We start from the raw sequence: 23,270 nt of genomic DNA, 5'->3' as shown, positions 1-23,270 counted from the left end.
GCTCCTTCGATATATTCTGGCTTATTTAGTATAAATTATTGAGCGTTATTTTGTTAGCGATTTGCTGCTTGCATTACTGTGCCTGCGGGTCCATTCTCCCGTGCACCTGATCCTCTATTGTGGCATATTTAGATACCCGAGTCGAGGGCATTTCCTTGAATTAAACATCTTACTTCATTGTGCTTATTTTCCTTTTCCCGAACCTGCAGCATTACGGTGATATCAAAAAAAGAAGGCTATCGACTTGAATATGGATATGGCAGTTTGCCTACATCTCTTAATCCTATCTCACCAGGAAAACTATCCTTTCAAATAAAAAGGTGATACGGAGTTTGATCCGTACCACCAGTTCATATTCATATTATTCTGTTATGCATCATTCCGCGCCAGGAAGCGTTAGATGAATGCCTTCTGGTTCTTTCTGGCACGCTTCTCATGCAGCAGATAATGCTTTCGAGCATAGAAGGCAAATCGTTTATGGTATTACAGCTTACCCGCCGCTTTCACTTTCACTAGCAGTGCGTTGCCTGGCAAATAGGCAATCGGAATGTCCTCGACGGACACAATCTGAACCGTCTCCGGGTTCGCTCCAGCTGCCGTTGCCTCGTTTACGGCGCTCTCCTTGGCATCCTGCATGACGTCGTCATATTTCCAGTCGTCCAGTGAGTAAATGCGCTCCGACTCGCCGCTAACCTCTCCCAGCGCAGCCCCGATCGCGTTCGCCGCATCATAGTTGTCTGGCCGGATGATTCGGCTCGCCCCAGCGAGTGTCTCCGGCACCAGCAGGCTGCCGCCGCCAACCAGAATGACATCGACTGGATCCGCACTCGTTTTCATCCGGTCAATGGCGTCCTCCAGGCTCTGCTGCATGACTGCATCCACTTTAAGGCATACGGCTTCGTCCACCGCATCCGCGTTGGTGCCCGGCCATACGGCCCGGCCCAGCTTCACCGCTACGTCCGTCGTTGTCAGCGTATCACCGCCGAAGATGCGGGCCCGTTTCGTCAGCTCATAGCCAACGCTGTCGGGGCCAACCGTTACGCCGCCAGCGTCATCCAACCGGACAATGGTACCGCCGCCGAGACCAATGGATAAAATGTCTGGCATCCGGAAATTCGTACGAATACCTCCGATATCCACTGCAGCCGAGGACTGGCGCGGGAAACCTTGCACAAGCACACCAATATCCGTTGTTGTACCGCCAATGTCAACGACCAGCGCATCCGTCAACCCGGACAAGTGAGCAGCACCCCGAATGGAATTCGTCGGTCCGCAGGCAATCGTCAGAATCGGATAACGGAGTGCATATTCGCTCTTCATCAACGTGCCGTCATTCTGGCAAATGTACAGCTGCGCATGGATGCCGAAGCCGTTCAGCGCTTCTTCAAAGCCGCGCACGACACCAGCAATGACTTGCAGCAGCGCCGCGTTTAGCACAGATGCATTCTCCCGCTCAAGGAGTCCGATGCTGCCAATCTCACTGGAATAGGTAACTGGCATGTCAGCACCCAGCACCTCGCGGATGATCTCGCCAACCCGCTTTTCTTGGTCGCGGTTCACCGGGGCAAAGACCCCACACACTGCTACAGCGTCAACCTCACCCTTCATCCGGTTGGCCAGTTCAGCAATCTCAGCTTCATCCAGACTTGCGATCTTGCGGCCATCATACTCATAACCGCCAGAGGCAATATAGCTATGCGGCCCAACCGCCGCGCGCAGCGATTCGTCCCAGCCAGCAAGCGGGGGAACGGCTGTCGTTGCCGGAGCACCAATACGAATCAGGCCAACCCGGCCGAGATGCTTGCGTTCCACGATGGCATTCGTGCAGTGCGTGGTGCCAAGCATCGCGTAGCGAATGTCCGCGCCATTCACACCGCTCTCCTGCAGCAGACGGCGAACAGCCTCTACAATGCCTTCGTTCACGTCAACAGTCGTATGGACCTTGACCTTGTGCACGCAGTGTAAGTTGGAATCGAGCAGGGCAGCGTCCGTATTCGTTCCACCCACATCAATACCGATACGGTAAACCTGGTTTGTGTTTGGTTCAGTCATCGTACCCTTGGTCATTGCGCCGCACCTCCTTTCAAAACCAACGTCTCAATCGGCACATAGTCGAAATCATATCCGAAGTATCGCGGCCCCGCCGTCTCGATGCCTTTTGGTGTGCGCCATTTGTCATCGCATGGCAAGCCTGCTACCGTAACCCGGGCACCATACTTCAGATTTTCTGTCGTTACCGGCATACCTGTATCTTGATCTAAAAGCGTGATCAGGTCAGGCGTAATGGCGAGTGGTTGCTCATCAACGGTAGCGAGCAGGAACTCATTTTGGAAAAACAGCCGCATCGTCTTTCCCTTGTTCTCCCCGGTTCCTTCAAATACCGCTTCGCCGCGTGTAAAACCGCCATCCATACGGCGGCGGATATCCACGGCCTTGCCATGAAACAGGGCATGTCCATTCAGCTTCGTGAGCAGTTCATGCACAGGATTCAGCTTCTCCTGCTTCGCTTCGAACAGCGTCCGCCCGATCTCGTAAGCGAGCGTTAGCGTACCCCCAATGGCGCTCTGCTTCGCCTGCGCTCCAGATACCGGATAATCGCAGATGGAAGCAGAACCACCCATCTCTACTGTCAGCGCACGCGCCATGCGCTCTTCCCATACGCCATCAATCGTATGCATCAACGCGCTATTGCCGCGCTCGTCCGCCATCGCTACCGGACTGCACGGGATGCCTTCCAGATGGAACGTAACCATCTGCGATTCGGGAAACGCACGCCCCATTGCATCGGCATCCACAATCGGAATTCCGCGCTGCGCCGCCGCAATGACCGGAACGAGTGAGTTGCCGCCACCGACCTCGATCGGCATGACAGCATCCACTTTGCGGCCAAGCTCTCTTTCCATCAGATCCAGCGGCTTGGTCAGCTGTTCTGCCGAAGGGATTTTCTCCAGCATCACTGTTGGTGCACCAATCATCGATACCGGTACGACAAGTCCTTCATCATCCAGTTCTTCAAGCTGTACGATTTGGACCGGACCATGCTTGCGAATGGCCTCCATGGCAATTAGTTTACCGACATGAGGGTCGCCCCCACCGCCTGTGCCCAGCACCGCTGCACCGATTGCAATATATTCAATAGCCTGTTCATCAAGTGTAGTTAATCTTGCTGCCTTGTTCATGCTTTCATCCCTTCTTTGCTACCCATTTGCCTATGATGGCTTGTACGATAAATGCCATCAAGAAGCTGTCCAGCGCCGGAACCTGCGTCACCTGGAACCAACCAAGCCCGTCCGGAGCCATCGTTGTCATGAATCCGAAGAATGTGGCAAGGACCCATACCACGATGGAGCGAGGAATCCAGCTCCGGTTACTGTCCAGCCCTTCAAACGAGAATCTGTTTTTGTTCACCAGCAAATACTCTGCCGTATATATACCGCCCAGCGGTGCAACAAGCATCGTGATATATGTGAGGAACGTCATGAAACGGTCATAAATGCCGAAGCAAGCGAGTGCTGTCGCAATCAAACCTGCAATGATCGTAATGACGGATTTGGGCACTCGTTTGAATACGACGGAGAAACCCAATCCTGCGGAATACAAATTGTTCGTGTTGGTTGTCCACTGTGCCAGTGTCAGCACGATAATGGCCGGAATACCGAGTCCGAGCGTCAGGAAAATACCCGTCAGATCGTCGGAATCCATCGACCGTGACAAGAAGATGGCAATGATCGTCATGAAGCTGTTGCCGACAAAGAAACCGACAAAGGCTGCCGTAATCGCATGCTTGGGTGTCTTGGCCCAACGAGCAATGTCAGGGGACAGTGCTGTCCCAAGGATAAAGATTCCGATGACCAGCGAGATCGCCGTTCCCATCGGCACTGCCTCACCCTCGAACGGTGACCAGACCGTGCTTCCGCCTTCGCCGTTCAGCGCCAAGACCAGCGCGAAAATAATAAAAACGACGAGCAGCGGTACCGACCAAACACTTAATTTCTCAATGGCCCGATAGCCCCAGATCGCCGTAGACATCATGAGCAGTCCGCCAATCATCGACAGTACCCAGAGTGACCAGTGCCAACCCCACAACTCGCTTAACGCCGTCTGGAAGTTGGAAGCGAAGAAGCCGACCTGTACGCCGAACCAGCCCAGCGATGAAATTCCGAGAATGACGGAGACAATGAGTGCTCCTTTGTTCCCGAACAGAAACCGGCTAATCATGGCCGTGGACAAGCCTGTTTTGGCCCCAACATAGGCGCACAACGCCCCAATAATACCCAAAATGACCGAACCAACGATGACTGCAGTAAGTGAATCACCAATGCTCATGCCTGCGCCGAGCTGCGCTCCCAGAAACATGGCAGATAGATCAATTCCGATCGCAATCCAGACAAATGCCATCGAAAGCCATGATTTTCGTAAATGCTGAGGAACGGGTTCCCGTTCGTAATCTTCTATTTTCGTATCGTTGCTCATGTTCCACCCTCTGCTTTCTGTACAATCTTGTTGATTGCCTAAGCTGCGACGGATCTCCAGAACATCTCAAAGGCATGTTTCAGTTTCCGTTCGAACAGCTCCGGCGATTTATAGTAGTAATATTGCATGCCCAGCCCGTCCATCAAGGTGAGGAACGAATCCACCAGCGTCTCCATCGGAACGGCAGCCAAATCGCCGCGATCCAGACCTTCCTGCATGATCTCGCCAATAATGCTGCTCAGCAATGTATCGAAACGCCCGAATGCCTCCTGCATTCTTTCCAATAGGAAATCCGGCGGGAAAATCAAATACCGGAAGGCAAACACGGCAAGCTCTGTTTTGTTTCGGTGAAAATCGTATTGGCGAAGCAGCAGCGCATGCAGTTTTTTCTCCGTATTCATCCCTTTGCTGGTTTCCGCCATCGCTTGGATATATTCGTTGTAGGCGCTCATCGATTCTTCAAAGACCGTCATGAACAGATCTTCCTTGCTCTCAAAAAAGGCGTAGATTGCCGGTGTTTTGACTCCGACCTCCTTCGCAATTTCTGATAATGCCGTCCCATCGTAGCCCTTCTGCCCAAATAATCTCAGCGCGGCTTCCTTCAGCTTCGTTCTGGTGGTCATGGTCATCCCCTTTTCTCCATTCTAATTAACGTTAATTAAGTAGATTATACAATTATCTGCATAAAAATCAATGCAATTAATTGCTATGTCAGCTTTTTATTTCAATGTTATACGGCCAAAATTCAAGTGGGACAATATCCTCACAGATTTGGGCTGGAATGAATTAGTAGATTGCAGAAGAATGCATAAGAGTTCCATATGGATCTAACCTGATAAAATGTACAGCAAAAAGAGGTACCCTGACTCAGGAATACCTCTTATTAGAATTTTAAACCCACTTCATTCAAACAGCCGTTGATGCTTATGAAAAAATTCGTAAAAGAATCGTACATTGTCCAGTTCATACCACTCTGCCGTCTGCAGCATGCTGGCATCAAGATTGTAGATCTTCGCATGAAGCGTGCCCAGAACAAAGGGAGAATGCGTGGCAATAATGAATTGACTATCGAAGTAACGCGCCAGATCGTTCATCTGTTCAGCCAGCTTGATTTGATTCGCGGGAGACAGCGACGTTTCCGGTTCATCCAATAAATACAGCTGCCTAGGAAGCAAATGCTCCTCAAAAAACTGCATCGAGCTTTCCCCATTCGAATACTTCTCCTGCGAGAAGCGAATGATATCCATCTTTTTCTCAAATGCATACGACTGTTCCAGCTCTTCTACCTCTGCCTTGCTCTTTCCCTGTACGAATTGCTCATGAAGCAGTCCTTCGCGAAGCACGCTTTCCTGCTGGATTTTCTTGATTTCATATAGCAGATCCTCTGACTTGATGTACCGGCTCCCCTCGGGCAGCTTATATACGGGACGCTCCTGTTCATCCTGCCCGAGTTGATAGCTGCTTCCCTCGATAAACCGCTGAACATAGATGCTGTGTCCATAAGTGGACATTCGCTCAGCGCCCGCCATTCCCAATTTGTTCGCGATCAGATTCAGCAAGGTAGATTTGCCGGAGCCATTACTACCGTAGAGTACCGTGATTCGGTCAAACAGCAGCACCTCCCCCGCCATGTGCCTAAACACATGATCCGGGTAGATATTCGGGTTGCTGGAAATGGCAGAAGAGAGTTTGAAGTTACTTATATGCAGCACTGTCTCGCTCCCCTCCTGGAAAATGATTAGCCTCAATTTATTTTAATTTATGATATTCATTATTAATAATCTATCCATATAACCATCCGTCCCGGACCACTTTTCTATTCAAGCACCGTCCAGATATCCAATGCTGTCATACGAATGGCCTCATGCTCATGATTCCGGTATGCTCTCAAACGTTCGGCACAAGCCTGATTCCACCGTAATGCGGTTCCCGCAATCTTCAACAGAGAAAGCCCAAGATACTGGGCAGCAATTCGCTGCTGGCCTCTCAGTTGGTCCACCAGATCCAGAATCGCCTCCGGTTTCCAATACGCCTCACTGGCATTAGCTGCACGATTAATCTGCCTGTAGGCCACATCCAATAGATACGAATGCTTGTCCACCATTTGAATCACAGGATCCAATTGCAGGGCGGCCTGATTCACCTCGTTCCATTCCACAAATGCCAAATGTAACTTGATCACGGCTGGTTTCAGGGTTTCTTGGGATTGAAGAGCAGCAATCATGCCTGTATATAAAGGAACGAGTCCCCGCTTCGCTTGTGGGGGCAATGAGATTAGCTTGTCTATCAACGCGACCAGTCGCTGCCGTTCCGGGAGGTCTCTCTCCGAAGCAGCATTCCATTCGGCTCTTGTCTCCGTGCCCGCCAATTGTGTGCTTACGCCAATGACCTGATCATTCACCTTTCCTTCACGACAAGCCGCAATGAGCGTATCCATCGCTGCCTTCCACCTGGCATTGTCCTCCAGATCCAGAATCGTTTTGCTCGCCGAAGCTGCCACCTTCTCTTCACTTCCATCCACCCACAGGTTCATCGCCCGGAAAGCCTCTCTCGCCACAACGGGATCGGCATGTCCGGCGATCTCGATAATCAATTGCAAATACCTTGGCCGGGCTTCTACGGGAATGCCGCCAGCATACTGGTTAAGCAGGCTTCTTGCGATGTCACGCTGCGGGGAAGCAGCCATGGCACTCAGCATGGCCCAGCTGCGTTCGTCATCCAACCATTGTCTGGCCGCATGGCCTATGGCGATCATCACGTCCTTGTGCACATTCGGTTTCTCGTATTCACGGATGAGAAGCCCCATGCTCTCCTCGCTTTTATAAGCTCCAAGCAGCCGGATGGCCTCTTTTCTGACCGTGATCTTTAATTTCTCCCGATGGAGCAGTTCGGACAGCGTGGACGCCAACGTCACCGGACTGACCCTGCGCATGCATCTTGGAATCGAGTACATGGCAACCCGGGCCCGGTCTCCATCCAAATTATTTAGCAATACAGGCAGTGCCTTCTCGGGCTCTTCCCATAACGAGTACGCATACAGAGCCGCCTCCACAACATGCACTTCCTCGTCATGCAGTAAAACTTCAAGTTGATCAGAGCAATAATCGGGCAAGCTGGCCAAGCTGCGCATCGCGGATGCACGTTCATGGAAGCTTCGTTTGGCATCGAGCGCCACCCGTTCCAGCAGGGAAGCAAATGCCTTTTGCTGGCGCGGCAGCCACCGATGAAACCCGTTATGCGCAGGCACAACATAAATTGTTTTTCCCGATAAATGCTTGCCTTTGATGATTTCCCCCGAGATAAACGGGTCCAGCCACTCCTGACGCTTCAGATGCAGATGCAGGAATACGTCATGGAATGAGATGAAGGATGGGTCTCTGTCCAGCAATTCTCTAACCCTTGCATCCCGGGTTTTATAGGGTGCCAGCCAGTAATGGACTGCCTGTGGAGACACCGTTTTGGCCTGCAGCAGTTCTTCCAGCAGAAGCTGGAGCTTCGGCAACCGCTCTACGGCTTTTCCGAACAAGTCTGCCATGCGCAGAATCACGCTCGTGTTTTCGCGCTTGTTCGCTTCTACAGCAAATGCATAGACCTCATCGAATAACGCTTCCAGTGCAGAACTCGGTATGCTATCCCACTCCATCGAGTACAATGCAAACTGTCCGTCACGCATCGTCAATCTTCCGAACGTTCTCAGAGCAAACTTGAACAGGTCGCCTTTCGGCTCTAGTGCATGTTCACGCAGTATGGCAAAAGCCAGTCTCTCCACTGCGGACCTTGTCCCATAAGACGTGTCTCTGGCTTCAATCACGCTATCAACCAGTACCGTCAGATCGTCAATATGCTCTTCCTTGAACATGGGAGCCGGACAGTTGGAGAGCTGAGCCATGACCATAAAGCGTACCGGATCCTGATCGTTCTTGATTCGGGTCAGGAAACGAAGCGTCTCATCCATACCACGCCGGGAAAGTGCTGTGCTTCGAACGAGGTGGGCATAGGCTGCTGCACGCTCATCGCTATTAGACACCTGAACGGCTTGTTCCAGCTTCTCCCGTGCATGATCAATGACACGGCGTGCCGTCGTTTCGAGCATGGCGTCCCGATCATCACGAATGTCACGCAGTTCCAGCATACGGGCAGCTTCCTTGTCACGCAGCTGGTGTGGCAGTACATCCAGCAGCAGCGTAGGGAAAATGCGCGTCTTCCGTTCATCTTCTGGATAAACTTCATCAAAGAGCGCTTCGCGATGTGACGGCGCAAGGGTATCCAGTACCCTGGCCAGATGCACAGGCTGATCTGCGAGTAATGAACCCAGTGTGGTCCACTGGGCTGTGGTGAACCATTTTCTTTTTTTCAAAACACCTGCCGGTACGCCATGATTCAGAAGATATTCCCTTGTCTCCTCACGTGTCAGCAGTTCGAATACATCCTCTGCGCTGGCCTGAATCAGAATTCCCAGCTGCTGCTTGAGTACAGGATGAATCGTATCGGTCGGCCCAAGCGTAAGCGCACATTCCAGCACGATCGCCGGTCTTGAAAAACTCAATATTTCAATCGCGGAGGAGAGCGTCCACCATACATGGGTCTTCTCCCGGTGCGTTGCATGCTGCAAAGCATTCTTAAAATACGCTGCGACCAGATCAGGGTGGTACTTCGTTAAGAGCCGCCAATTCTGTAATGCATATCCCAGCTCTGGCAGCCTACTGCGTACCGTCTCTTCGCTGCACACAGCCAGTAGCAAGGCCGCTTCTTGTGCTCCCCAGCGGTTAAGCACGATCGGCAGCAGCCGCTCTGCCCAATCCTGACGATGTGTATTCAAGATGCTCCTCAGCAATTGACGGCGGCAGTGGTATGACATTAGAGCAATTTCAGTTTCGATCGAAAAGTCCGGGGCAGTCACCACTTCTGGCAATAGTCCAGCCGCCCGGCCCCTAACTCCTGCCTTGTGATGCTGCAGTGCCAGTATAACCGCACGAGCATCATTCACTACACCCGCACCCGTCAAGGCCAGATGTGCCTCATAGGCGGTGCCACTTTCGAGCAAGGATACAAGCAGTGCGGAATAATTCGCATCTCCTATATGATCGCGTCCTAGAAGTGCCATCCGCTTCATTCTGTCCGAATACCCCAGCGAGTCCAGCGCTGTAAGCAATTGTTCTCTATTTATCAGATCATGGTTATCTGTCATCATTTTCTCTCCCCTCATGCTTCTAATAAACGCTAATGAACACTTATAAGCGATCAAACCATCTCCACAACCATACTTCACAGGGTATTCCTGGAATAATATAACTTCTTGATCCGCATGGACTTCTCCTTTTTAATCCCACATTTCAGATGAAGTTAATGCACAGCAATTGTCTGTCTCGGAATGATCAATGATTGATAAAAGCTAAGCTAGATACAAGCCATATTCAGGTCCTTTTTCGGGGCTTCTGCGTTTGATCAGGAAAAATGATGCACACAAAAAAGAGATGACTCACGAGGCAATTTTGGCCCCTTGAGTCATCTCTTCAAGCTCAGATGATGCGTATTTGAATTTTAGAGACTACGATGAAGTATCGTTAATTCCCCCGTGGTTCTTAGTTATTCCAGTACTGCTTCGCAATGCGTTGACCTTGGTCGATCTTCGCCCATTGCTGAGCTTCGCTCAGCTCGTTACCACCATCGCAGGAAGCAAAGCCGCATTGATGGGAGAGCAGCAGACGATCCTTATCAATGATTTTGGATGCTTCGTCAAGCAGACGGATGACGCGTGCTTCATCATCGAGTGTACTTGTTTTGGAAGACAGCAGTCCGAGAACAATTTCCGTTTCCGGTCTGTCCTTGAACACTTCCAGCGCTTCGATTGAACCTGCACGATCATCATCCCACTCCAGGAAGAAACGGTCATATTTCAACTGTTTCAGGAACAGGTTGGCGATCTTCGCATAAGATCCACCACCCATGTTGCGGGAATCGTAGTTACCGCGGCAGTTATGTGTCCACATTTTCAAGCCCAGGCTATGACCGAAGTCAATTACGTTATTGTTAATATCAATAAATTCAGCAGCGAGACCCTTTACTTCCTCTTGATCAATGTGCTCGCCGGTAAACGGAGAGTTCGGGTTGTCGTCTGCAAACAGCTCCCAGAGGCAGTCATCGAATTGCAGAATTTTGCCGCCAGCCGCAGCGAATTCCGCTACGAATTCTTTATATGCCTTCTCAAGACCCGCTTTGAGCTCCTGTTTGTTCTGATATACAGCATCCGTACCGCCGATGTTATCCGACCAGGACAGCTCACCGAAGATATGGGAAGGTGACGGTACGCAAAGTTTTGTTTGCTGATCGCCTGCCGTATCCTGCAGCTGTTTGAACAGTTGAATGAAGTGGTGGTTCTTCCCGCTCAGTTCACCCTTAATGCGCAATCCGATATCTTTGCGAGTTTCATATTTGGATGTTCCATCCACATCCCGGAAAAAGTAACCGTGGTCCGCGATATAACGTTCAACTCCGTCAAAGCCCCAGACAAAGTCCAGATGCCACATCGACTTGGAAAACTCGCCATCTGTAACAACCGACAGGTTATGCTCGATTTCCTTTTGCACAACCTCTTTCACGGCTGCAGTCTCACACTCGGCATATCCCTCAAAATTTTCATAGAATGGATATTGGATATCATCACGATGCTCAATTTGCGTTTTATATGTCAGCAGCTCTTCGGGCCGCAACAAACTTCCTACGATCTGGAACTTATCAGTCATGTAAATAACCCCCTCGTTGTATAGGGCTATCATAGCACGCGGAAAGGAGTTAGAAGAATAACCAAAAGAAGATAACTAGTTATAGTTAAAAGCTATAGCAAAACCAATTATCTTTTGCTACTTGTTTACTTTGATTGCCTATCGAGAGAAATGAAGATTATGGTATAATCGGATAGTAATAGAAAGGCTGATATGGGCGGTCGGCTAATCTCCCGGAAGGGAGGTGATGCCTTGTGACAGTGTTTGAAGCGATTATGCTGATGCTTACCTTCGGTTCGCTGATTGTAGCGCTGCTGTCCAATAAACACAAGTAGACCGCCCCCGAGCAAAGGTTGCGGTCTACTTGACGTATATCCTCTTGTTAAGCCCACCGCCCTTAAAAGCGGCTATTGCTCCGAGAGTCGTGTTGTCGCACGGCTCTCTTTGCATTATAAGCTGTTCATGCCCTTATTATAACATGACAAATGAGGAATTCAATTCAAGGCTTAACAAGCGTAGAATAAAAACGATAACCATTTAAATCTCAACTAATTCACAACGTCCTACGCCGAATTTCATAAAAATACTGCACGGCTGGGTGCTTTAACTTGATCTTCTCGGACATGTTCAAAATCCGCTTTTTGCCAACGCGTCTGTCTACCAAAGCCAGAATGTTCAGCAAAATATCCTGACTCTCCAGACTTTCCTCTATCGGTCTTGATAAAAACGTAGTCGCTGCAACCGTAAAATTGGATTTGCTTAGTGATGACTGTGCTGACATAAGCTCTTTGGCCAGAACAGAGATTTTTCTGCTTCTTGCAATGACGTGCAGGCGATCCTCCGGAATTCCCTTGCTCTCTTTTCGAATCGCTTCAATCTCTTCGTTATTTACAGGAATATCAATATTCGGATCGTTCTTGATCTCCTGCTCCGTTTGGTACCACCGAATCGGGGTTGTTGTGTCACTCATATTGAGTATGTTCTTCTTATCTACGGCAAGGTAACAGTTTCCTGGTCGATCAGATGAATAGCGATAGCTGGTTGACCGGTATTCTACTCTTCCTACTAACGCTGGACAGAGGAAACTCTCTAGATTTTGCTTCAATTTACTCCAGGACATTGATTTCTCCCTTGTTCAATATTCATAACCAACTTTTAGGTGGCTTCTCTACAATCCATCATACAATAACCTGTGCTTAACCTCTATGATGTGGTCTTCAAAAGAAAAAACACAGCCAAGCCGGCCATGTTTTCCCGAAGGTAAGTCTGTTGTTACGCCAACCTACTGCATCTTAATTTCCTTGTACCTCAACCTCATCATGATTCTTGCTTCCAAACTCATCTAGCAGCGTGCGCACTTCCTTTGTGGATTTGGCGTTCATCAAGCTGTTTCTGAGTTCACTTGCCCCGCGGAATCCACGTACATAGATTTTGAAGAAGCGTGCAAGTGGGCTGAACGAACGCGGCACCTGTGCGGAATATTGATCATAGAGATCCAGATGAAGTCGCAGCAGACCAAGCAATTCTTCACTAGTGTGTTCCTTCGGCTCTTTCTCAAAAGCGAACGGGTTCTGGAAGATACCACGCCCAATCATAATGCCATCCACGCCATATTGCTCAGCGAGCTTCAACCCGGTCTGACGATCAGGAATATCTCCATTAATGGTCAGCAGCGTATTGGGTGCTACCTCATCACGAAGCTTTTTAATTTCCGGAATCAGTTCCCAGTGAGCATCTACCTTGCTCATTTCTTCTCTTGTGCGCAGATGAATCGAGAGATTCACAATGTCTTGTTTCAAAATATGGGTCAACCAGTCGCGCCACTCATCTACTTCAGTGAAACCAAGTCTTGTTTTTACACTTACCGGCAGTCCCCCGGCTTTTGCAGCCTGGATAATTTCTGCAGCCGTTTCGGGACGACAGATCAGCCCGCTGCCCTTCCCATTCTCCGCCACATTGGCTACAGGACAACCCATGTTGATGTCGATGCCTTTAAAGCCTTCTTTTGCCATACCGATACTCATTTCCCGGAAGAATTCCGGCTTATCTCCCCAGATATGAGCTACCATGGGCTGTTCATCCTCTGTAAACGTCAAACGCCCACGTACACTTTTATTCCCCTCCGGGTGACAGTAACTCTCCGTATTCGCAAACTCCGTAAAAAACACATCCGGTCTGGCCGCTGCACTCACAACATGGCGAAACACAACATCTGTTACATCTTCCATCGGTGCCAATATAAAAAATGGTCGTGGCAATTCACGCCAAAAATTGTCTTTCATCTTAAAAACTCCTCTATATATACCGGGACCAACATGGCCCCGAGAATGTAAATATCTGATCATTCCCTAGTTCATCCATTTAGTACGAATGTTACTGCTTCTTCTTCAATTACACCATCTTCACTTATACCATGTTACCGCAACGTAGTTCAAACAGCATTATCTGTTAATGCCGCGTCCAAACGAATAACTTTTAACCTGAACAGACGCAATGTTTTTCATGGATTCGCATAAAAAAGAGGGGCGATGCCCCTCTTGGCTATTTACCCAATGTAACTTGGATCTGGTTTCCCCTTCTCCACTTGTCCTTTCTCTAATTTTATCACGTCTCAAGCTGATTTACAGCACGAGATTATTCGTCATGTCTTTGAAGCCTAAATCACCTGCCCACTTTGTCTTCCCAGCATAGAAATCAAACCGGCACCTTCGTTCTAATGATTCTCGCTATCCGCTCTTGCCGAACCGAACGAGCTCCTCTACAATTAAAGCTCGGCAGGCTTTTGTACCTGCAAATCGTGACATGAAGGTGGCCTGAATCAAACATGGAAATTTCATTGGATATGATCAAAGACAAAGTCGAATGCCTGCAGGCTTATGACTTCAAAGAACTGGAACGTACGATTGAAGACCGAATCGGAATCAACAAAGCGCTTATGCTGCGAGTGAAGCAGGTTCAGCATCAAGTGACGTTCGACCCGCTTCGCAACAAGATGTTATATAGTGCCGTTGTGCATTTTGCCGTTGTTTGATGGAGTATAGGTAATTTGATGGAAACAGCAAAAACCGGATTGATCTATGCTCAATCCGGTTTTTGCTTTGTTTCATGATCATACTTTTTTCAAACTTGTGCTTTATATTTTTTACACCGACTCTTACATAAGAATTCCCAAGATTTTTAACTGCTCATTAATCTTAAGCAAACAAGCGGCTGCCTGATCGGCAACCGCTGTATCTGACATGCTTATTAAATGTCGTAGTTATTCGAAGGACTGTGATCGATAATGGATTGCACGACTCGTTTAACCACAGATTTCGCGGCATCCTGGGTGGAAATTCCGCCGATCTCATCCGCGTTAACTTCGATGAATCCTTTGCCCCCAATGATCTCTCTGGCTGTCTCAAGTTCGCCCGCACTGATAGACTCATGGGATACCAGTGAGATCAGACCGGCGTCGTTCAACACCTTTGCCATCTCCGCCGTACCGCGGAGCGTTTCTCCACTGACGCTCTCAAGCAGCATCGTATGGTAACCGGATGACACTAGTCGCTTCTCCACTTCCTTGGCGAGAGCTACCGTATCCGAGCCAGCAAACCAGACCGTGAGCGGAGATTGTCCTTTCTGCTGGGCGCGCACCTCTCTCGTGATCCCCGTATCCAGCGTGGCAAATCGGCTGTCTCCCTTCAGCGCCTGATCGATGACTCCGCAAGCGGACGTCATGTTGGTGACACGATCAATGAGGATGAAACCTCCGATGCTCTTATTGTGTTCAAAGGAATCGAAAACGATCTGATCCGACAGCGTGAATTCACACTTGGCCAATTCGTTCTTAACAATTTGATCCGCCGGAACAGTATGTCCCGTGTTAATGTCAATTTTATGGGTAATCGCCGTTACAGTGCCTGGAAGAGTCTTCGTTCCGACCTTAACCCAATAATGCTTGCCCGGAGTCAGGACGGAATCGTCCATCCACAGGATCGTAGAAGAGAAGCTGTCAGCTTCTTGGACTTGATTGTCCGTCGTGAGCACGCAGCCCCGCGAGACATCAACTTCACGGTCCAGTTGTATCGTAACCGGTTGGCCAGCATAAGCCGAATCCTGAACTTGGTCCGTCACCAAAATCCGCTTAACCTTTGCTTTCTCCCGACTTGGCAGAGTCATGAGTTCGTCTCCGACCGAAATCTTCCCAGCCTCGATCTGGCCCTGGAACCCACGGAACGTATGGTCCGGTCTGCTTACACGCTGAACCGGCATCATGAAAGGCTTCGTATCATCGGTAGTATGAACATCTATATTTTCCAAATACGGCAATAAAGCTAACCCTTCGTACCAAGGAGCATTCGGCGACTGGGTTGTGATGTTGTCCCCTTCCGTAGCGGACACGGGAATGACCTGAATGCTCTTGATTTGGAATTCGGCCGTCGTTTGGATGAACTCTTCCTTAATCGCCTCGAATGTCCCTTGATCGAAGCCAACCAGATCCATCTTGTTCACAGCCAATACGAGATGTTTGATCCCCATCAGGGCGCAGATCCGGGCATGGCGTTTGGTCTGGGTAATGATGCCTTTGGTAGCGTCCACCAGAATGATGGCTAGATCGGCAAAAGAAGCACCTACAGCCATGTTGCGCGTATACTCTTCGTGTCCCGGTGTGTCCGCCACGATGAAGGAACGATGAGACGTCGTAAAATAACGATATGCCACATCAATGGTAATCCCTTGTTCGCGTTCGGCCAGCAAACCATCGAGGAGCAACGAGTAGTCGATCTTGCCGCCTCGGCTTCCCAATCGACTATCGAGCTCAAGCGCGCGTTCTTGATCGGCGAACAGCAGCTTGGCTTCATAGAGCATATGTCCGATCAGCGTGGACTTGCCATCATCCACACTTCCGCAGGTAATGAATTTTAGTAGACTCTTCATGTTAGAAATAGCCCTCCCGTTTGCGTCGTTCCATGCTTCCCGCTGCTTCTTGATCGATAACCCGACTGGTCCGTTCGGAGGATAACGCACCCAATGTCTCCTCAATGATCTCATCCAGCGTAACGGCATCGGACTCGACTCCGCCCGTTAGCGGGTAACAACCCAACGTGCGGAAGCGAATCTTCTTCATTTCTATCTTCTCGCCAGGCTCAAGCTTCATCCGCTCGTCATCCACCATGATGATATGCCCGTCACGATTAACGATCGGTCTTACGTCCGCGGAGTACAGCGGAACGATATCGATGTTCTCCCGACGAATGTATTGCCAGATATCCTTCTCAGTCCAGTTGGACAGCGGAAAGACTCGAATGCTCTCTCCCTTGTTGATTCGCGTGTTGAATAGCTTCCACATCTCCGGACGTTGGTTCTTCGGGTCCCACGAGTGGTTCTTGTTCCGGAACGAGAAAATCCGCTCCTTCGCACGCGACTTCTCCTCATCACGTCTTCCGCCACCGAACGCAACCGTGAATCCGTATTTGTCCAATCCCTGTTTCAGGGCTGTGGTTTTCATAATGTCGGTATATGCGGAACCATGGTCGAAGGGGTTAATTCCTTGTTGAATAGCCTCTTCATTAGAGTGAACGATCATCTCGATACCAAATTCCTTCGCCTTTCGGTCGCGGAACTCGATCATTTCCTTAAACTTCCAGGTTGTATCGATATGCATGAATGGGAACGGCGGCTTCTCCGGGTAGAAAGCCTTTAGGGCCAAGTGCAGCATGACCGAGCTGTCCTTGCCGATGGAATATAACATGACCGGTTTCTCGCACTCCGCTGCTACTTCTCTGATAATGTATATCGCTTCAGCCTCAAGTTGATCCAGATGTGTTAGTTCTTGCATGGCAAGGCGGCCTCCTTTTAATCCTCACTAAAACCATCGTATTTATAAACTTATCCTATCAGATTCCATCTTTATTGCAAAGTGGAAAAAAGTAAAATTTATGATGTCTATGTGCTGGATCGACAATATTCAGCATAGAGTAGCGGCTCCCTCCTATCATACAATCGCCTAAACGAATGATTTTTTCTGAGCTGCACATGGAAACGGTTGGTTAACGATCTATATTACAATCATGATCGAGAGGGCCATGGGATTTGAAAAAAGCTGCCGTCTGTAAAGTACAGACAGCAGCTTCTATGAGTGGCCTCGTTATATCAAAATGTCCTTTTCAATCACTTACATGTTCCAGATCCGGGACAGAATCACCGCTGCTTCAGCGCGTGTCAATGATTCAGTTGGTGCGATTTTGCCACCTTTTCCGTTAACGATTCCGCTTTCTACGAGGGAAGTTACACTATCCACCGCGTAAGCGGAAATGCTTGCAGTATCGGAATAAGGAGCCAGATTCCCGCTGCCGGCAGATGCCTTACCAGCTGCTTTTAGAGCTTTCACTGTAAGAACCATCATGTCTTGACGGGAAATGCTGCTGCCTGGTTTGAACGTGTTGTCTTCAAATCCAGAGGCGATCCCCAGCTCCTTGGCAATGGCCACGGCCTGTGCATAATAAGCAGTAGGCTGTACATCGCTGAAGGCTGCCGTATTCGTGCTTGGTCCCTTCAATTCAAGGGCTCTCACCAGTAGGGTGATAAAGTCAGCTCTCGTGATGGAAGCTGCAGGAGCGAAGCTCTCATCCGAAATGCCTTTAATAATATCGCGTGCTGCCATTGCTTCAATGGCTTCTTTTGCCCACAGGACATGCTGTACATCGGCAAAAGACTTGGTTACGTAGGCTACGGCATACGTGCTGAATTCCGTTGTCTTGAACACAACCGATCCGGTTTTAGCATCGTATCGTCCGTTCGGTACAACTGCTGCCTTTCCTTGACTGTCAATATTCAGGATCACCAGTTGATGTTCATTGGCAAGTTCTTGGCCAGCAGGTGTGTACGGTACAGATACCGTTACAGGCGCCGCTGGATTATTCCAGGCCAGCACGCGGTCCCCAGCTTTGATGCTAAGGTCGATCAACGGACGGCTGCCCACTTTGGCGCGGACTTCTGCGTTCAAGCGATCTGCCAAGACTTTGCTAATCTGAATAGAGACTTGGTCCGCTTGTTCCGTAATATTAGACAGCATGTTGGACGGAATTTGAAGTGCTACATGGTCTGTCTTAAGTACAAACTCAACATTATTATTGCTCTGCAGATTTGAAGTTGGCAGCTGCACCACATAGGATTGGGCATTCGCCTGTTTCGGTACTTCGATGGTAACCTGTTTCTTGCCATTTGCACCTGGGGAAGCCTGTTCAATCGCTTTATTCAGGCTGTCGCTTGAAATGGTTGCTGTGGCTGTTCCATTTTCGACTTTAACTACTGGCACAATTGCCGAGTCGCTGCCTGGAAGCTGTGGTTGCGGCTGCGGAGTAGTCCCGGAATTTGATCCACCACTGCTTCCACCATTGTTCCCCCCGCTGTTGTTGCCTCCACCGTTGTTTCCGCCACCGTCGTTTCCTCCTGAAGAAGGTTTGCCCGTGAGCGTCAACTCACCGAATACAGACGTATCCTGGTAACCTTGACCGGATGCATCATTCCATGCGTTTACGCTGATTCTGTTTCCGTCTTTGGCATCATTAATCTGCGCATCGAAGCCGATCTTGGCATTATTCGCAGGCTTCACCTTTTTGAATGGAATTTTCATCTCGACCGTGTAGTTGGTACCGGAAACAGAGACTTTGGATTCGAAACCTGCTGCGATTTCCGCAGGATTAAAGGTAGCAAGGTTCTCGAAGTTCACTCTGTACTGTCCATCATCATCCTGGAAGCTGGACGTTTTGCCGTTATTTTCATCGACAAATACCTCGACGGAATCCTGCTCCCATACATTTGGATTGGTCTTGTTCAGTTGATCGTCTCTGACTTGAACGAGCACATAGAGATTGTCGTCATCCCACAGTACTCTTGACGTTCCTGTCGCGCCGGACCACGCCATTTGCTTCGTATCCAGTTTCAATTCAGGAGCTTTGCTCCATATGCTGTCTACAGAACCATCAATGGATGGTGTCCCATAGAGGGCAGTTGATTTCTTGTAATCAAGCTCTTCGGGTGGATGTTCTGCCAGGTACTTCTCCGGATCAACGACCCCGTAGAACGCCTCTTTGGCTTGAAAATCCTTGTCGAACAAGGTTGGATTCTGCTCGGCTCTCCAGCTCGTGCTGTCATTCAATCCCCAGAAAGTCACACGCGGAATATGCTCGCTGTTCTTCTTATAGAGATCCATCAATGAGGCATACAAATAAGCCTGCTGCATCGCTTCTTTTTCAGTGATTGCAGAGTTGGTACCTGCCATAATGTCCAATTCGGTGACACTAACTTCTACACCCAAGGAAATAAAACGTTCGAGTGACATCTTCACATTGTCCAATCTCGTGCCCAAATTATAGTGGGCTTGCATGCCGATGCCATCAATCAGTTTCTCACCAGGGTGATCTGCGGCGTAATTCTCATTGATCTCTTTCACCATGCTGTAGATCGCTGTAGATTTATTCTGGTTGTCATCGTTGTAATCATTGTAGTAAAGCTTGATATCCCAGCCATTCTCGTCAATGACTTCTTTGGCTGCAAGGAATGCCTGCTCAAGATAGTCAGGGCCGATAGCCTGTAACCAGCCGGAATTACGCAAAGCATTCTTCCAGTCTTGCGGATTAGCCGGGTTATCGTTCATGGCTTCGTTGACAACGTCCCAGGAAATGACCTGGTCACCAAAATGTTCAACGACCGTTTTAACATGTGTTCTCAGGTTCGTCAGAGCTTCTTCACGGCTCAAAGGTTCGCCGTTTTCTGCCGTATGCAGCCATGTAGGAGACTGTGCATGCCATACAAGCACGTGACCGTGCAGATCAAGGCCTGCATCCTGTACTCTTTGGACAAGGGCATCTTCTGCCGTGAAATCAAATTGTCGGTCCGTGTTGTATGCATAATCCGGCTTCATATCATTCTCAAACGTGACGACATTGTGATGCTTCGTCAGCAGCTTGAGCCGGGTCTCGTCAAAGGTCGCCGGATTAACAATGTTACCGATCAGGAAATGATCCTTGTAAACCTCCTTCAGATCAGGAAGGTTTTCTTGAATCGGAGGTGCTGCAGTTACAGGACCCACATATTTCAGAGCAAAATCATCCAGAAAGAAGGTACGGTTCCCACCATCGTCATTTGCCGTTTCAATATACGCATTGAGTACGCTTGGAGTCGTCGTGAGTGTATACTTCCCTGTTAGGTGTACCCACTCTTGATCTGTAACGGTTGCATTTTGTGAAACGTTCGCATAGCCACTCTCCGCGTATTGAACACTAATACGAAGTGTTGTAGACGCTTCGCCTGGTGCCATTTTCACCCAAGCAGACAGCTCATATTCGTGATTCTTCGCCATTTTGCCTGTAGCATCAACCAACGCTGCATCATATTGTGCCGTAGTCGTTACACGCAAGCTTTGCTTGCCGTTAGGTGTATGATTATCGTCTTGGGAGAGGTCTACTGTTTCACGGCCGTTGCGTGCTTTGAATCCATCCAGACCGCTCTCAAAGTCTGCAGTGATTCCTGTTTTATCCACAATCTCTGGTGCGGTTTCACCAGGGGTCACATCGGTGATGATGACTTCATCAATGTAAATATCGGATTTTAACGTATTGTTTGATGGTTCAACATAGATGATGACCTCATTCGTTTTAGATGGCACTTCGTAGCCTTTAGTTTCAAATAAAGTCCAATCGGAAGCGGTTACAATTTTATTCCCTATAATCCAAGGATACTTCTGATCATCCGCTAGGATTTCAGAATCGATCTTGGAAGCCAGATGGAACTGGCCTTCACCAGAACCGAGTCTAACCTTGAGGGAGATATCGTACTTACGGTCGGATTTCATCTTGCCTGTAAGTACGAGGGCAGGAACGGCTTTCTCATCGGCCCGATTGAAGAACTTCAGAGACTTCATACCTTCGGAAGCTACGTCGTCAACGACCGCAGTATCACCGTTCGACCCCCAACCCAGCTTGCCCCAACCACCAGTACTGCCGTCCTCAAAACTTTGGTTAAGGACTACCGTGGGTTCGACAGGTGCTGCTGCCTGGGTAATCGTGATATCTCCAATATAGAATGAGACACCCTTACCTGCTTCATCAGACTTGATTCGCAGAGCTGTCTTGTCCACACTGTTAACGGAGAGATCAGCGCTTAGCGTAATGCCTTGGCCGGCTATAAAGTCAGCAGAGCTAATTCCAGTGTATGCCTCAGATCCATCAACGCCCTTATTGCTTACAATTTCCAGAACGGCTTTCCCGTCTGCAGGTGGGTTAGCATCAGTATCGACATAAACGGAAGCGGTTACAGAATACTCTTGGCCATCGGTCAAACCAAGATCGGTGAATGCAATATCCACGCCATCATAGTTATTGGATCGGTTACTGACTTTTAGCGCTGCTCCATCATCATTGCCCTCAAACGACTTGCCTGTGACAGCTTCCAGCTGGGCACCGCCGGATTGAGTTGCTTTGCCCTTACCATTCTGGAATGTCTCCTGATAGACAATCTGTGAATTCGATGCTGCTGGATCTGCTGCACTTACTGCCTGAGCCGTCAAGCCGCCCGGAAGAATCAGAGCCACTGCGAGTAACCCGGAAACGACCTGCTTAAATGATTTCCTCATTCGAAGCCTTCCCCCCATACCAAATTTTTTTATAAACCATGTAAAGCGCTTACATAATTTATTGTAACCAGCCTCCTTTCTCACCAGATAATACCACTTCATGGAAGAGAATTCTTACTCCAAATTAAAGGTGAATCCTAGATTATTTCAGGACTATATCAAGTCTGATAAGGGTATGGTCATGCTCTTTTTTCCGCTGATCAGGCCACGCAGATAGACTCGAGAAGCTATAAAAGCTGAAACGGTGATTCATTACTCGTCACGAAATTGTTTATGTTCAATATCATGGATAATTCTCTATCAAATACATAAAATCCACAGTCAATCGTTTCCGTGAATTCGATGCTTGATATATCAAGTTATTTACTAGATAATACCAATAATATACAGACAGTCACTTTTGAGCATTAGGGGGGGAACATAGAATGCAAGAATTTATATTTAAGAAGGATTATAAAAACAATGAAGTCCTTCGAAAGAGTTTCTTCGAACTTGCTGCTAACACTTTTGATATAAAATTTGAAAATTGGTACCAACAAGGGTTTTGGGGAGAAGGATACATACCTTTTTCATTTGTAGATGGAGACCAGGTTATTGCCAACGCTTCTGTTAACATCCTTGAACTCATCATTCACGGGGAGAAGAAAAAAGCAATTCAAATCGGCACGGTGATGACACATCCCGATTATCGAGGGAGAGGACTTTCCACTCGTTTAATGAACAAGATTTTAGAGGAATACAACAACAAGTACGATCTCATGTACCTTTTTGCCAATGAATCAGTGCTTGATTTTTACCCCAAGTTTGGGTTTAAACCGGTGGAAGAACATCTTTTTTCAATGGATTATAAGGCAAAAAAGTCACCCGAGCCTGCGAACCTTCGGAAACTCGATGTTACTAACGCGGAGGATTTACGCCTTATTCTTAAACTTGCATCCGAAAGGCTACCTGTTTCGCAACATTTCGGAACCGCCCAGACTCAAGGCATACTCATGTTTTATTGCCTGAATGTGTTCAGTAACGATATTTATTACTTGGAAAATAAAAATGTCATCGTGGTTTATCAGAAGGAAGACAATCATATTGACCTCTTCGATGTTATTGGTTTAAACGAATTCCATATGATCGATATTTTACATCAGATTGCAGATGAGGATACGGAGACAATAACATTCCATTTCACACCAGGTGCAACAGAACATCTCGTTCTGAAAAGTACCCTCACCAATGATGGCTTATTTGTAAGAACCCCTGGTGATCTTCTCTACCCTGTGCAAGTTAAACATCCGATTACTTCAATCGCTTAATGACTTATGTAATCATGCCCATAACCAGGCGCATTTTAAAAAGATCAAAGAGGAGCAGGGTTTCCCTGCTCCTTCGCTATGCGAAACTTCTTTCTCTCATCAAACGTAAATTCACAAGGTATAATGCAATTAGCTGCCCGTTCAGCATGA

The 23,270-nt window shown here is 48.6% G+C and carries 15 protein-coding genes; 3 read left to right on the top strand and 12 right to left on the bottom strand.

What is annotated here, in order from left to right; translation table 11 throughout:
- Positions 1–483: 483 nt before the first annotated feature.
- From CHH60_RS20895 to CHH60_RS20865, 7 genes are all read right to left on the bottom strand, one after another.
- Entirely contained in the window at positions 484–2,067 is a 1,584-nt protein-coding gene (locus tag CHH60_RS20895; RefSeq protein WP_095360963.1) for a hydantoinase/oxoprolinase N-terminal domain-containing protein, read from the bottom strand.
- Positions 2,064–3,179, bottom strand: coding sequence for a DUF917 domain-containing protein (locus CHH60_RS20890; RefSeq protein WP_095360962.1), 1,116 nt, complete (start codon positions 3,177–3,179; stop codon positions 2,064–2,066). The genes CHH60_RS20895 and CHH60_RS20890 overlap by 4 nt, the downstream gene beginning before the upstream one ends.
- A gap of 4 nt (positions 3,180–3,183) precedes the next feature.
- The gene (locus CHH60_RS20885) at positions 3,184–4,473 is read right to left on the bottom strand and encodes a cytosine permease (protein ID WP_095288555.1); all 1,290 of its coding nucleotides are present in this window, start codon (positions 4,471–4,473) and stop codon (positions 3,184–3,186) included.
- A 38-nt stretch (positions 4,474–4,511) separates the two neighbouring features.
- A complete protein-coding gene (locus tag CHH60_RS20880) occupies positions 4,512–5,096 on the bottom strand; it encodes a TetR/AcrR family transcriptional regulator (RefSeq protein WP_303621386.1) in 585 nt (194 codons plus the stop codon).
- 279 nt (positions 5,097–5,375) lie between these two features.
- Positions 5,376–6,185 (bottom strand): AAA family ATPase, encoded by an 810-nt coding sequence (locus CHH60_RS20875; protein ID WP_095360960.1) that lies wholly within the window; start codon positions 6,183–6,185, stop codon positions 5,376–5,378.
- Between the two features lie 104 nt (positions 6,186–6,289).
- Positions 6,290–9,661, bottom strand: a complete 3,372-nt coding sequence (locus CHH60_RS20870; protein ID WP_176476151.1) for a HEAT repeat domain-containing protein — start codon at positions 9,659–9,661, stop codon at positions 6,290–6,292.
- Positions 9,662–10,055: 394 nt separating this feature from the next.
- Entirely contained in the window at positions 10,056–11,216 is a 1,161-nt protein-coding gene (locus CHH60_RS20865; RefSeq protein WP_095360959.1) for a cobalamin-independent methionine synthase II family protein, read from the bottom strand.
- Positions 11,217–11,449: 233 nt separating this feature from the next.
- On the opposite strand from CHH60_RS20865, the gene CHH60_RS30555 reads away from it, so the two are divergent.
- Positions 11,450–11,530: a putative holin-like toxin gene (locus tag CHH60_RS30555; RefSeq protein ID WP_353057537.1), complete on the top strand. Its 81-nt coding sequence runs from the start codon at positions 11,450–11,452 to the stop codon at positions 11,528–11,530.
- A 218-nt stretch (positions 11,531–11,748) separates the two neighbouring features.
- Here CHH60_RS30555 and CHH60_RS20860 read toward each other — a convergent pair whose 3' ends face one another.
- Both CHH60_RS20860 and CHH60_RS20855 read right to left on the bottom strand, forming a co-directional pair.
- Positions 11,749–12,315, bottom strand: coding sequence for an SF0329 family protein (locus CHH60_RS20860; RefSeq protein ID WP_095360958.1), 567 nt, complete (start codon positions 12,313–12,315; stop codon positions 11,749–11,751).
- A gap of 172 nt (positions 12,316–12,487) precedes the next feature.
- Complete coding sequence (locus CHH60_RS20855; RefSeq protein ID WP_095360957.1) at positions 12,488–13,477, bottom strand: tRNA dihydrouridine synthase; 990 nt, start codon at positions 13,475–13,477, stop codon at positions 12,488–12,490.
- A gap of 542 nt (positions 13,478–14,019) precedes the next feature.
- Between CHH60_RS20855 and CHH60_RS20850 the strand changes: the two genes are divergently transcribed.
- Positions 14,020–14,226 (top strand): DUF2536 family protein, encoded by a 207-nt coding sequence (locus CHH60_RS20850; protein ID WP_095360956.1) that lies wholly within the window; start codon positions 14,020–14,022, stop codon positions 14,224–14,226.
- Between the two features lie 215 nt (positions 14,227–14,441).
- Here CHH60_RS20850 and CHH60_RS20845 read toward each other — a convergent pair whose 3' ends face one another.
- From CHH60_RS20845 to CHH60_RS20835, 3 genes are all read right to left on the bottom strand, one after another.
- Positions 14,442–16,115 carry a GTP-binding protein gene (locus tag CHH60_RS20845; RefSeq protein ID WP_095360955.1) on the bottom strand — a complete coding sequence of 558 codons (1,674 nt, stop codon included), beginning with the start codon at positions 16,113–16,115 and terminating at the stop codon, positions 14,442–14,444.
- 1 nt (position 16,116) lies between these two features.
- Complete coding sequence (gene cysD, locus CHH60_RS20840; protein WP_095288547.1) at positions 16,117–17,016, bottom strand: sulfate adenylyltransferase subunit CysD; 900 nt, start codon at positions 17,014–17,016, stop codon at positions 16,117–16,119.
- A gap of 336 nt (positions 17,017–17,352) precedes the next feature.
- A complete protein-coding gene (locus CHH60_RS20835; protein WP_095360954.1) occupies positions 17,353–21,813 on the bottom strand; it encodes an endo-1,4-beta-xylanase in 4,461 nt (1,486 codons plus the stop codon).
- A 425-nt stretch (positions 21,814–22,238) separates the two neighbouring features.
- Here CHH60_RS20835 and CHH60_RS20830 point away from each other — a divergent pair, with 425 nt between their 5' ends.
- Entirely contained in the window at positions 22,239–23,120 is an 882-nt protein-coding gene (locus CHH60_RS20830) for a GNAT family N-acetyltransferase (RefSeq protein WP_095360953.1), read from the top strand.
- The last annotated feature ends 150 nt before the right edge of the window (positions 23,121–23,270 follow it).

The sequence above is a fragment of the Paenibacillus sp. 7523-1 genome (assembly GCF_002276415.1).
Lineage (GTDB): Bacteria > Bacillota > Bacilli > Paenibacillales > Paenibacillaceae > Paenibacillus > Paenibacillus illinoisensis_A.
This window is presented reverse-complemented; position numbering and strand designations above follow the sequence as displayed.

Bases quoted from the DNA above. Each gene is read 5' to 3' on its own strand.
- CHH60_RS20895 (WP_095360963.1), bottom strand. From the start codon at position 2,067: ATGACCAAGGGTACGATGACTGAACCAAACACAAACCAGGTTTACCGT.
- CHH60_RS20890 (WP_095360962.1), bottom strand. From the start codon at position 3,179: ATGAACAAGGCAGCAAGATTAACTACACTTGATGAACAGGCTATTGAA.
- CHH60_RS20885 (WP_095288555.1), bottom strand. From the start codon at position 4,473: ATGAGCAACGATACGAAAATAGAAGATTACGAACGGGAACCCGTTCCT.
- CHH60_RS20880 (WP_303621386.1), bottom strand. From the start codon at position 5,096: ATGACCACCAGAACGAAGCTGAAGGAAGCCGCGCTGAGATTATTTGGG.
- CHH60_RS20870 (WP_176476151.1), bottom strand. From the start codon at position 9,661: ATGACAGATAACCATGATCTGATAAATAGAGAACAATTGCTTACAGCG.
- CHH60_RS20865 (WP_095360959.1), bottom strand. From the start codon at position 11,216: ATGACTGATAAGTTCCAGATCGTAGGAAGTTTGTTGCGGCCCGAAGAG.
- CHH60_RS20860 (WP_095360958.1), bottom strand. From the start codon at position 12,315: ATGTCCTGGAGTAAATTGAAGCAAAATCTAGAGAGTTTCCTCTGTCCA.
- CHH60_RS20855 (WP_095360957.1), bottom strand. From the start codon at position 13,477: ATGAAAGACAATTTTTGGCGTGAATTGCCACGACCATTTTTTATATTG.
- CHH60_RS20850 (WP_095360956.1), top strand. From the start codon at position 14,020: ATGGAAATTTCATTGGATATGATCAAAGACAAAGTCGAATGCCTGCAG.
- CHH60_RS20845 (WP_095360955.1), bottom strand. From the start codon at position 16,115: ATGAAGAGTCTACTAAAATTCATTACCTGCGGAAGTGTGGATGATGGC.
- cysD (WP_095288547.1), bottom strand. From the start codon at position 17,016: ATGCAAGAACTAACACATCTGGATCAACTTGAGGCTGAAGCGATATAC.
- CHH60_RS20835 (WP_095360954.1), bottom strand. From the start codon at position 21,813: ATGAGGAAATCATTTAAGCAGGTCGTTTCCGGGTTACTCGCAGTGGCT.
- CHH60_RS20830 (WP_095360953.1), top strand. From the start codon at position 22,239: ATGCAAGAATTTATATTTAAGAAGGATTATAAAAACAATGAAGTCCTT.